This is a genomic window from Anabaena sp. AL09, assembly GCF_001672255.1.
Lineage (GTDB): Bacteria > Cyanobacteriota > Cyanobacteriia > Cyanobacteriales > Nostocaceae > Dolichospermum > Dolichospermum lemmermannii.
In genome coordinates this window covers 1-10,587 of record NZ_LJOQ01000088.1, presented here as the reverse complement: position 1 = coordinate 10,587, position 10,587 = coordinate 1, and the positions used below count along the sequence as shown (strand labels likewise).

General features: G+C 37.3%; 13 protein-coding genes and 1 riboswitch. Of the genes, 5 read left to right on the top strand and 8 right to left on the bottom strand.

All coding sequences use genetic code 11. From position 1 onward, the window contains the following. Positions 1 to 907, top strand: a 907-nt coding sequence (locus AN490_RS18210; protein WP_300006308.1) for an FIST C-terminal domain-containing protein, incomplete at its 5' end; no start/stop codon positions are given. 76 nt (positions 908 to 983) lie between these two features. Here the strand turns inward: AN490_RS18210 and AN490_RS18205 are convergent. Beyond that, positions 984 to 2,084, bottom strand: coding sequence for a metallophosphoesterase (locus AN490_RS18205; protein WP_300006306.1), 1,101 nt, complete (start codon positions 2,082 to 2,084; stop codon positions 984 to 986). A 150-nt stretch (positions 2,085 to 2,234) separates the two neighbouring features. On the opposite strand from AN490_RS18205, the gene trmB reads away from it, so the two are divergent. Then, complete coding sequence (gene trmB, locus AN490_RS18200) at positions 2,235 to 2,870, top strand: tRNA (guanosine(46)-N7)-methyltransferase TrmB (RefSeq protein ID WP_168694577.1); 636 nt, start codon at positions 2,235 to 2,237, stop codon at positions 2,868 to 2,870. An 81-nt stretch (positions 2,871 to 2,951) separates the two neighbouring features. On the opposite strand, the gene pth is transcribed toward trmB, so the two are convergent. The 5 genes from pth to AN490_RS18175 all read right to left on the bottom strand — a co-directional run bounded on the left by pth (position 2,952) and on the right by AN490_RS18175 (position 6,459). Then, positions 2,952 to 3,593: an aminoacyl-tRNA hydrolase gene (pth, locus tag AN490_RS18195; protein WP_300006303.1), complete on the bottom strand. Its 642-nt coding sequence runs from the start codon at positions 3,591 to 3,593 to the stop codon at positions 2,952 to 2,954. Continuing rightward, on the bottom strand, positions 3,590 to 3,850 hold the full coding sequence (locus AN490_RS18190) for a TatA/E family twin arginine-targeting protein translocase (protein WP_168694576.1): 261 nt from the start codon (positions 3,848 to 3,850) through the stop codon (positions 3,590 to 3,592). The genes pth and AN490_RS18190 overlap by 4 nt, the downstream gene beginning before the upstream one ends. Before the next feature lie 301 nt (positions 3,851 to 4,151). Continuing rightward, positions 4,152 to 4,355, bottom strand: coding sequence for a photosystem II reaction center protein PsbH (psbH, locus tag AN490_RS18185; RefSeq protein ID WP_015078233.1), 204 nt, complete (start codon positions 4,353 to 4,355; stop codon positions 4,152 to 4,154). A 551-nt stretch (positions 4,356 to 4,906) separates the two neighbouring features. Continuing rightward, complete coding sequence (locus AN490_RS18180; protein WP_300006299.1) at positions 4,907 to 5,374, bottom strand: MAE_28990/MAE_18760 family HEPN-like nuclease; 468 nt, start codon at positions 5,372 to 5,374, stop codon at positions 4,907 to 4,909. Next, positions 5,371 to 6,459, bottom strand: a complete 1,089-nt coding sequence (locus AN490_RS18175; RefSeq protein WP_300006297.1) for a DUF262 domain-containing protein — start codon at positions 6,457 to 6,459, stop codon at positions 5,371 to 5,373. The genes AN490_RS18180 and AN490_RS18175 overlap by 4 nt, the downstream gene beginning before the upstream one ends. A gap of 106 nt (positions 6,460 to 6,565) precedes the next feature. After that, positions 6,566 to 6,662, top strand: a riboswitch (TPP riboswitch). 7 nt (positions 6,663 to 6,669) lie between these two features. Here AN490_RS18175 and thiC point away from each other — a divergent pair. Further along, entirely contained in the window at positions 6,670 to 8,043 is a 1,374-nt protein-coding gene (gene thiC / locus AN490_RS18170; protein WP_300006295.1) for a phosphomethylpyrimidine synthase, read from the top strand. An 89-nt stretch (positions 8,044 to 8,132) separates the two neighbouring features. Here the strand turns inward: thiC and AN490_RS18165 are convergent, their stop codons facing one another. Together AN490_RS18165 and AN490_RS18160 are read right to left on the bottom strand one after the other, a co-directional pair. Beyond that, a complete protein-coding gene (locus AN490_RS18165; protein ID WP_300006293.1) occupies positions 8,133 to 8,546 on the bottom strand; it encodes a putative toxin-antitoxin system toxin component, PIN family in 414 nt (137 codons plus the stop codon). Further along, complete coding sequence (locus AN490_RS18160; RefSeq protein WP_053541040.1) at positions 8,536 to 8,784, bottom strand: hypothetical protein; 249 nt, start codon at positions 8,782 to 8,784, stop codon at positions 8,536 to 8,538. The genes AN490_RS18165 and AN490_RS18160 overlap by 11 nt, the downstream gene beginning before the upstream one ends. A gap of 178 nt (positions 8,785 to 8,962) precedes the next feature. Between AN490_RS18160 and AN490_RS18155 the strand changes: the two genes are divergently transcribed. Together AN490_RS18155 and AN490_RS18150 are read left to right on the top strand one after the other, a co-directional pair. Then, positions 8,963 to 9,874, top strand: a complete 912-nt coding sequence (locus AN490_RS18155; RefSeq protein WP_300006291.1) for a hypothetical protein — start codon at positions 8,963 to 8,965, stop codon at positions 9,872 to 9,874. 83 nt (positions 9,875 to 9,957) lie between these two features. After that, a complete protein-coding gene (locus AN490_RS18150) occupies positions 9,958 to 10,497 on the top strand; it encodes a hypothetical protein (RefSeq protein ID WP_300006289.1) in 540 nt (179 codons plus the stop codon). Positions 10,498 to 10,587: the final 90 nt, after the last annotated feature.

Genomic DNA, 10,587 nt, shown 5'->3' with positions numbered 1-10,587 from the left:
CCCAAGGTGTTATGACCTAGATAACGTTTACTCATGTTTTGAGTGGTTTGGTTCACATAAACTACAGATTACTCCGTTTATTTATGCTCTCCCTCAATTTATTCTCTTGTCTAGTCCCTTTGCTTCAGGAACGAATGATTTGTTGCAGGGGTTAGATTTTGCCTATCCAGGTTCTGTGGTGGTGGGAGGACAAGCCAGCAGCGGCTTTATGAATGGTCGCGTCGGCTTATTTTGTAATGATAAATTGTATCGGGAAGGTACGGTAGGCATCGCTTTAAGTGGCAATATCGTCTTAGATACCATTGTAGCCCAAGGATGTCGTCCCATTGGTGAACCGTTGCAAGTCACCAAAGCGGAACGGAATATTATTGTTGAGTTAGATGAAAAAGTCCCGTTGGTGGTATTGCGAAATTTAATTAGTAGTTTAAGTGAAGAAGATCGAACTTTAGCACAACATTCTTTATTTGTAGGTTTAGCAATGGATGAATTTCGGCTAAATTTACATTCAGGGGATTTTTTAATTCGCAATATTTTAGGAGTAGATCCTAATGCTGGGGCGATCGCAATTGGCGATCGCATTCGTGCCGGACAAAGGTTACAATTTCATCTGAGAGATGCCGAAGCATCAGCCCAAGATTTAGAAATTTTACTGCAAGAATATCAAAGTCAAAATGCCAGCGAACCATCTCCCGTAGGCGCTTTAATGTTCACCTGTTTAGGACGAGGAACAGGACTTTATGGCAAACCTAATTTTGATTCTCAACTATTTAGCCGATACCTCCATGATTTACCAATGGGTGGCTTTTTCTGCGGTGGTGAAATCGGTCCAGTCAGCGGCAGAACTTTCTTACATGGCTATACTTCTGTATTTGCTATTTGTCGTTCTTTAATCAGTGATAACAGCTAATGGTTAAATATAGCCGAGAAATAAGAAAATTACATCCTGTAAATCCTTAAATCCTGTAAATCCTGATTCAGACAATTTACCCAATTAAAAGCGTACTATGATTATCAATTAAAGCTGTATTCCCATCATTAACCGCACTATATTCTTCGATATAACGACGGACATGAATAGGAAAATGTGGATATTCTAACATAGCATCACCATCGGCAATAGTTGCCCAAAAATCCCGTAAACCGGGAGCTAGGATTTGTGCCTGTGCTAGTGGTAAACTTAAAGGTGGTAAAGTCAATAATTTGAGGACAAAAGGATAAGAGCGATCGCCCATCCATTGCCGTGATAATGTTTGTAAATTGGGAAAATCTGGCACTGATTCCACACGATGAGAAACAACTTGTAAGGATTCGTTACCCAATTCATCGCGGTTAAATTCCAATACCCGATAAGGATGAGGATAGCTGACTAAAGAACCCGTGGTAATATCATATATTCCTTCCTCACAAGCCACATCTTGAACGTGCAAATGTCCTGTAAATACTAACTTAACTCCATAGCGTTGTAATAATGTCCGCAGTTCGGGAGCATTTTCCAGCATATAACGATTTGCCATCGGATGATTTGATTGATTAGGTAAATGTTCAACCACATTGTGATGGATCATTACTAAAACAAATTCATCTTTAATGCTTGCTAATTCCCGTTCTAACCACTGGAATTGTTGACTATCTAACCGTCCTATTTGCTCACCTTGATCATTAAATGAGTTAGAATTAAGACCGATTAACCTCACTCCTGGGAATATCTGCCGATTGTAATAATGTTGTTGAGGATTTTCATAACCAAATTGTTGGTAATAATAGGGAAAATCTGCAAAGCCAATTGATTGTTCATTAGCCATTAAAACAGGGAGATCATGATTACCAGGAATCACATAAGATGGAAAAGGTAATTGAGATAGCCTGTTTTGTAACCAATTGTGATTTGCTGGTTCACCATGTTGGGTTAAGTCTCCAGGGATCAAGATAAAATCTAAATCTAATTGGGTTAGATGTGCTAATACACTATCAAAAGCTGGAATACTCACTTCCACCAAATGAAAGCGACTAGGATGATCCCAGATGGTTTCAGGAAGCGCAATGTGTAAGTCGCTAACTATAGCAAAACGAAAATTGAGTTTCATTGATTTTAAGAAAATGTTAAAAATAAAGTTGCAAAAATTCTTATTCTTAAAGTATAACTCTCACTGTGTATACCTGTGTAGGAATATTTAGACTTAATAATAGTTATATACATTTGTTTAGAATTGTTGTTTTTTTAAGGAGAGTAAATTTTGTCACCTGTTCGAGTTCGTCAGCACGTTAACCCCCTTGCGAGTAAGTTCCAAACCCCAGCCGCTTCTCCAGAATGGCAAAAGATTTATATCCAACAAAACCTACCTCTACATTTAGATATCGGTTGTGCTAGAGGTAGATTTGTCCTCAAAATGGCACAGGTAGAACCAAATTGGAATTTTTTAGGTTTAGAAATTCGAGAACCGCTAGTAGTAGAAGCAAATAGAATCCGCGACGAAATGGAATTAACAAATTTGCATTATCTGTTTGCAAATGTGAATAATTCCCTAGTTTCCTTATTATCAACATTACCTGTTGGAAGCTTGCAAAAAGTTACAATTCAATTTCCTGATCCTTGGTTTAAAAATCGCCATGCAAAACGTCGGGTAGTGCAACCAGAATTAGTCACAGAATTAGCAAAATATTTAACAGTTGGTGGTATTGTTTTCCTGCAATCTGATATAGAATTTGTAGCAGTAGAAATGTGCGATCGCTTTCATGAACATCCTGCATTTGAAAAGCTAGGAACAACAACATGGTTAGCCGAAAACCCCCTTCCTGTCCCCACAGAACGGGAAATAGCCACTCAAAACAAAGGTGAACCAGTTTATCGGGCTTTATTTAGAAAACTATAATCCGAGATCCTGGGGGAAACGATGCCGAATTTTGTCAGCGGGAATGGGGCGCATCTCTAACAGACATTCGCTGTAGCTGGGTCAGGTGCCGTCTTGTGTCAATGACTGATTGCAAAGATTCATGGACTTTTCTACTCCCTGTTTGAAACTAAATTCAACACACTCAACGACAAAGTTTAAGACTTGAGACATGACTTTATTTTCAGTGGCAGAAAATCGCCCTAAAACATGAGAAACAGTATGAGAATTATCCCCATCTATTGCGTTCTTTGGTTTACCTATACCAATTCTTAATCTAGGAAAATTTTGGGTATTCAGATGAGAAATAATACTTTTCATGCCATTATGTCCACCCGCAGATCCAGACAACCGCAGGCGAGTTTTGCCCAAGGGTAAATCTAGATCATCATAAATGATTAAGATTGATTCAGGCGGTATTTTGTACCAATTGGTTACGGCTTGAATAGCTTGTCCTGAAAGATTCATATAGGTTAAGGGTTTGAGTAACCGAATTTTCCCATTACCTGCTGCATTCCCTTCGCCAAATTCTCCTTGAAACTTGCGATTTTCAGCTAGAGAAATTTGCCAAGCCCGAGCTAGGGTATCTATAGCTGCAAAGCCAATATTATGACGAGTTTGGTCATATTTAGGCTCTGGATTTCCCAGTCCGACAATTAGCTGGGGAATCACCAAAGCCGTTGGTTTTACTTGTTCATCTTTCATCCTTGTACGTTTTCTGACTGGGTTTTTCCAGCTTCAATGTGTTTATGCTCTAATTCAGCGGTTGTTTTCACAGTTTCTTTTAATTGTTCAGATTCTTTTTTGAACTCGCTTTGAAATTCATTAGAGGCTTCTTGAAAACTGCGAATCGTTTTCCCCAAACTGCGCCCAATTTCTGGTAACTTCTTCGGTCCAAAGATTAATAATGCAACTACCATAATGACACCCATTTCTGGTAAGCCGATACCAAATATATTCATTCTTGTCTCCTGTATACGGAAAAACCGCCACAACTACCTTATAGCTTTGGGATCTAGATTAATTTTATCGCTATTTTTAGGTATTTTTTTGAATAATGAAAAAACTGGGACAAGCCAGGTAAAGTTTTATACTGCTCGGTTAAGGGTAAAAAGTCGTTATATCGTAGGTTGGGTTGACGTATGTTACCCAACAAAATTCTCGATCATGTTGGGTTTTGCTGTCGCTCAACCCAACCTCCATTTCCTTAACCGAATAGTATTAGGGTAGATGCTAATTATCAGCTTGATGACTGGATAGCCATTAGCCGCCTAAACTGCGCCAATCAACAAGCACGTCCTGAATTAACAGAGACTTGTTATAAACTTGCAGGATAATTAGCAGAAATACCAAAAATAAACCCATAAACACACCCATTAAAGGTGTTGTTCCCCAACCTGGAGACACTTTACCATACTCAGCATTTAAGGGTCTGAGAATATCTCCTAACTTAGTCCGTTGTGCCATAGTTCACCTAAGAATTAGTTACCAAAGCTTTTTTAAATTTTTTCAGACATTCCCAAACCTTTACAGGCTGGGGATTCTTGGTTTAAACTTACCTATTTTCGATTGACCTAATCACAGGTTTAACAGTTCGCATTTACTCATGTCTTTGTCACGAATAATTACCCAAGCTTTTATCCAGTGGTGGATAAGTTCCCGGTTGTCTCACGGTACATGGATGAATCCAAAAGCTGTTCTTAAATTATCGCAGTTTGTGATCTTTGTTGAGCGATATTGCTGGAGGTTTTTGCCACATTTACAAAAATACATGATTTTGCCTGGACTGATAGGGCCATCAGGAATATCCGGTAAGGGTAAAGAAAGCTCGGAGGCTTTAGCTCTGAGTGTGTCAATAAGCTCCTGTGCCTCAATGTGGGTTAAAAAACAGGAATATATAAGTGTATAAATATTATTGCGATACTAAAGTGCTACAATAGTCCAGGAATATAATAATTACGTCTGTGAAGTGTTAATCCTGATGAGGTTTGAAATGGGTATAAAAAATTATAATTACACTAAGGGTTACACTGATTTTCAATCATGTTAATGACCTTAATAGCTTTTTCATAGTAGTCTTTTATTCTTGTATAGGTTATACCCGAATCTTCACCATGGGCGATATTATTTCTATTAGCAACAATACTATTAATTGCATCTTTTAATTCACCTTCCGTAGCTTTTTCTAGATTAGATTGCCATTCTCGACTAAATGATCCCGTTAACTGAAGTATTTTTTCCATTTTAGGGTTTTGTAAATCCTTCAATTTACTTTCTACAAAGTTAGTAACTTGAGTATTAGAAACCTTTTTTGCATATTCACTATATATTGCTCGCACAGAATTTTCTAAAAATCCTGAAACTAATATACATAAATATTTTGCCCAATGAGCTTGTAATTCAATATCCTCTTTTGGTAGTTGATCAATTTTGGCAAATACTTTGTCAAGTTTTTGTTTAGCCCGTATCACCTCATTATTCTTCATTTTATTTCAGTAAAAGCCTCAGTTGCCAATTTAATTCTTTCTTTGACAATTCCTACTTCAGAAGTACGAGCCGTATTTGTTGTCACTTCTTGAAAATCATGATCATTAAGCAGTGCTTCATACTTTAATGATAGTGAATCAATGTCTTTAATCTCACCATTTTCTAAACGACGGGCAATACCTATCATTACTGCATCAAATACAGCAGCATTTAAGTTTCTTTTTGGTTTAAATGCCTTACCGCCAATGCAATCATAGATAGTTTTAATAGTGGTTTCAAATTTCTGTTTAATTTCTTGACCGGAATAAATTTTAAGATGGCGATTTTTACCCATAAATTCATTAAGAAACTCTGTCATTGGCTTCTTGTATTCATCAGATTTAAAATAAAGTGTAAGAAACCTGAGAATCATTTCTTCATCGCGCATATTTTTATCACTTTTGCCATATATAGATCGCCATGCAGGATGATTATTCATATCTTTTAATAAATCATTAAATTCACCATGATAAATAGATGAACGAATCTCTTGAGCTTTTAAGACAGTACCGCCTGTATTTAGTCTTTTAAAAATATGATAAATACTGCTATCATCCTCAGATGGTTCATCTTGAGTGACAATTGTGGCGTGTATAATTGAGTCATCTAATCGCCGACGATCTTCCTCTTCCAAAGAATCATAAGTGCATCCTTCAAATTGCTTTTGTACATTTTTAAGGGCAAATTTTTTATCACTTGGTTGAAAAATGCCATGATAAAAATATTGAAGTGTCCTTAATCTTTGCTGTCCATCAATTACTAATAGTTTTCCCGTTTCTTTCTCTTTTGAAAAAAAGATTCCTGGAACTGGTAATCCAATTAAAAGAGATTCTATAAAACGTGAAGCTTGATCTAATTTCCAGACATAATGACGTTGTAATGAGGGAATATATATACTCCCATTTTTCAGTCGTTTCACCAGACTATCAACAGGGTAATCTGCTCCATAACTAGTTATAGAGTATTTAAATGGAATATTTTCGTCTTCGTCCTCTTTAAAATTTTCGATAATATCTGTCTCACTACTTGTTTCAGTTATGTTCATGTTTTAGCGTGCCTTGTGATATTTCACTACAAAATCATTATAACGGACAAATATCCTCACGATTTATCATCACCCTCCCCCAAAGATCACGAAAATGCTACAATCTACACCATGCTAGGGGTGCTTGGGAAACCAAGCTGAGATCAAACCCTTAACACCTGAGTCTGGATAATACCAGCGGAGGGAAGCTGTTTATTTGAGGATTGTAATATGCGGACAGAATGGGTAGCCAAGCGACGTGGACAAGCTAACGTATCGCAAATGCACTACGCCCGTCAGGGTGTGATTACTGAAGAAATGGATTATGTAGCGAAGCGGGAAAAGCTGCCTGCTGAACTTATCCGCGCCGAAGTGGCACGGGGACGGATGATTATCCCTGCGAATATTAATCATACTAACTTAGAACCGATGGCCATTGGTATCGCTTCTAGTTGTAAAGTTAACGCCAATATCGGTGCTTCTCCCAATTCTTCTAACTTGCAGGAAGAAGTTGATAAACTCAACCTGGCGGTAAAATACGGTGCTGATACTGTGATGGATTTGTCCACAGGTGGCGGTAATTTAGATGAAATTCGTACCGCAATTATCAATGCTTCACCTGTTCCCATTGGTACAGTACCAGTTTACCAAGCTTTAGAAAGCGTTCACGGCACTATCGAAAATCTCACCGCTGACGATTTTCTCCACATCATCGAAAAACACGCCCAGCAAGGGGTAGACTATCAAACTATCCACGCGGGAATTTTGATTGAACATCTACCTTTAGTTAGAAGCCGTCTGACAGGGATTGTTTCTCGTGGTGGCGGAATTTTGGCGCGGTGGATGTTGCATCACCACAAACAAAACCCCCTGTATACCCATTTTAACGACATCATTGAGATTTTTAAGAAATATGATGTTTCTTTCAGTTTAGGCGACTCCCTGCGCCCAGGATGTACCCATGATGCCTCAGATGAAGCCCAGTTGGCGGAACTGAAAACTCTGGGAAATCTCACCCGCAAAGCTTGGGAACATGATGTGCAAGTCATGGTGGAAGGTCCTGGTCACGTACCTATGGATCAAATTGAGTTCAATGTCCGCAAACAAATGGAAGAGTGTTCGGAAGCTCCTTTCTATGTTCTCGGTCCTTTGGTGACTGATATTGCTCCTGGTTATGATCATATTACCTCAGCTATTGGGGCAGCTATGGCGGGCTGGTACGGTACAGCGATGTTGTGTTATGTGACACCTAAAGAACATTTAGGTTTACCTGATGCTGAAGATGTGCGTAATGGCTTAATTGCGTATAAAATTGCGGCTCATGCAGCGGATATTGCTAGACATCGCCCTGGTGCTAGAGATAGAGATGATGAACTTTCCAAAGCGCGATATAATTTCGACTGGAATCGTCAATTTGAGTTATCTTTAGACCCAGAAAGAGCGAAGGAATATCACGACGAAACTTTACCCGCAGATATCTATAAAACTGCTGAGTTTTGTTCAATGTGTGGACCTAAATTCTGTCCAATGCAGACTAAGGTTGATGCTGATGCTTTGACTGAATTGGAGAAGTTTTTGGCTAAAGAACCTGTAGCGCAAGGTTAATTAGTGAACAACCAGATCCCCGACTTCTCCAAGAAGTCGGGGATCTGAGAACATCAATATTAAAATGTAAAAATCTGCAAGTGAACAAATTAAGTTTCATCCAAAAATTTCTGAACCGATAAAATATCAATCTGTTTAAATGGGTGAAGAATAAGCAAATCTTCATCACCTGTAATAATACATTGAGCTTTGCCACTAACAGCTAATTCTAGGTATTTATTATCTTTAGGATCTCGACATTCATTGATTTGTTCAGTAATATTAATAAACTCGATAGTTTCTACTAAATTATCTATTAATTCCCTCCGTCTTTCTAAGGTAATATAACGGTTGAATTTTGGTCTTGATAAAACTTCTTGTAACTCGGCAAAAACAGCAGCACTTAACAAGATAATACCTACATCTTGAGCTTTATCTAATGCCTGACGTGGTTTACTTTGACTAAATAAAAATGCACTTACGAAAACATTTGTATCAAATACAAAGCGGCGTTTATTTATCATCTTGCAAAATAGATTCTAAAATTTCAGAAGTTAAACCATTAGCTTGTGCCTCTTGACTAGCTTTATCCATTGTGTTTCTAAGTTTTTGAAGTGCTTCTTTACTATTTTTTAATAAATTTGACTCCATAATTAATGCTAACTTTAGCTGAATTTGTTCCTGTTCTTCCTTAGTGCTGCGACGATAAGCTTCAGCAATATTTGATGGTACTTTGATGATTATTTCTTGGATCGTATTCATATTTTTACCATTTTTATTCTTCCTATTCGACAATTATAATCTAATTTTTGAATTGCTGCCGATTTTTGTGAATTAGTTTAACTTGTGGGGGTAAACCACTTTTCAAACTATGCTTTCGGTAGTATAATAATTATTATACAATATTTTTCATGTTTAGTGTAATTTTTGATATAATCAAATGACTCGACAATCCCATGATCAATTCGCTAAGGAATATCTAGAGGAATTATTAACACCTCTAGGAACAATTAAAAAAAGCGAAAAGGTTAAAAGTGAAGTTCAAGAAATTGATGTTTGGTTTGAACCATTTTCTGATCAAACTCAGGAAAATCTCCCTTTAGGTTTATTAGGGAAGATGGCAAAAACTCAATGTTTATTTGAGCCTTTTCGCAATCCACCATCAGAAATAGAAATTCGCAGTTGTTTACTTAAATTATATGCTGTTCATGGCGATGTAGTTAGGAAAGCAAAACGCGAAAACAGAAATATTGCTGAATCAGATTTACCGATTTTATGGATTTTAACACCAACTTTTTCAGATCGGATGATTGCGGGTTTAGGTGCAACTGAAATTGCAGAAGATTGGGTTAAAGGTGTTTATTTTCTACCGAATATCCTGAAAACGGCAATAGTTGTGATTCATCAATTACCAGAAAATGAGGATACGTTATGGTTGAGAGTTTTGGGGAAAGGAGGAACACAAAAAAGAGCAGTTGAGGAGTTAACTGAGTTACCAGAAAATAACCCTTTTCGAGAGAATTTGTTAGAAATTTTAGCGGACTGGCGCAAGAATTTAGAATTGAGAGATAATTTAAGTAAGGAACAAGAGGAAGTAATTATGAACTTATCACCAGCTTATTTACAACAAATAGAAGACTGGAAGCAAGAAGGAAAGCAAGAAGGTAAGTTAGAAGCAGAACTTTATTTTATAACTTCTCTTCTGGAAGGGCGTTTTGGTAGTTTGGATGCTGAGTTATCTGGTTTGGTGGAAAAGATTGCTAATATTCCTATTTCTGAACGTACTCAGTTACTTCTTTCTTTGGGTAATTTATCCCGTGAGGAATTGTTACAAAGATTACAGGATCAATAAATTTAAGGTATGGCTGTATATCTGCGGAATGTGTGATATAATGAGCCAAATTCACCGAAAACCTAGATAGAAAACCGAAGCCTATGTATATTTTCAACTGTATTTTTACGGGAAAGAAGGTATTTTCAGATGACTACTCAGCCAAAATTGAAGATGATGGTTTTGTTTGGGTTGTTGATGGGAAATATGAAGAACTCAGTGATCAAAAATTTGATGATAGCCTCTTCGGAGGTAACAAGAGTGCTGAAGGTGAAGACGTGACTGAGTATAAGCCTGTTGTGAATACTCTCCTAAAAGCTTTTCGTTTGGAAGAGCCTGTTACCATTACATCTCTAAACGATTTTAAAAAGACTTTGAAGAAATATACAGCTAACTTAATTGCTAAACTTAACGAAGCAAATCCCGCCCATGTTGCTGTTCTTAAAACAAAACTACCAAAATATGCTAAACAATGGGCAGAAAACTTCGATAAGATCAGAGTGTATGTAACTGAGGGCGATGGGTTTGAAACCGAGGGAACCCTAATCATATTGACGCAAGATGTTCCATTTGGTGAGGAAAAGCCCAATGACAAATGTAAAATAACTGTTTTAGTAGATTCTTTGATTAAAGAGAAATTGTGAAGGGGTAGAAACAGCTTGATAATTTCTACCCATAACTATCCATATATTACTGTTTGTCCAAGTCTTCAATAAGTTGATCAACAAATTCCC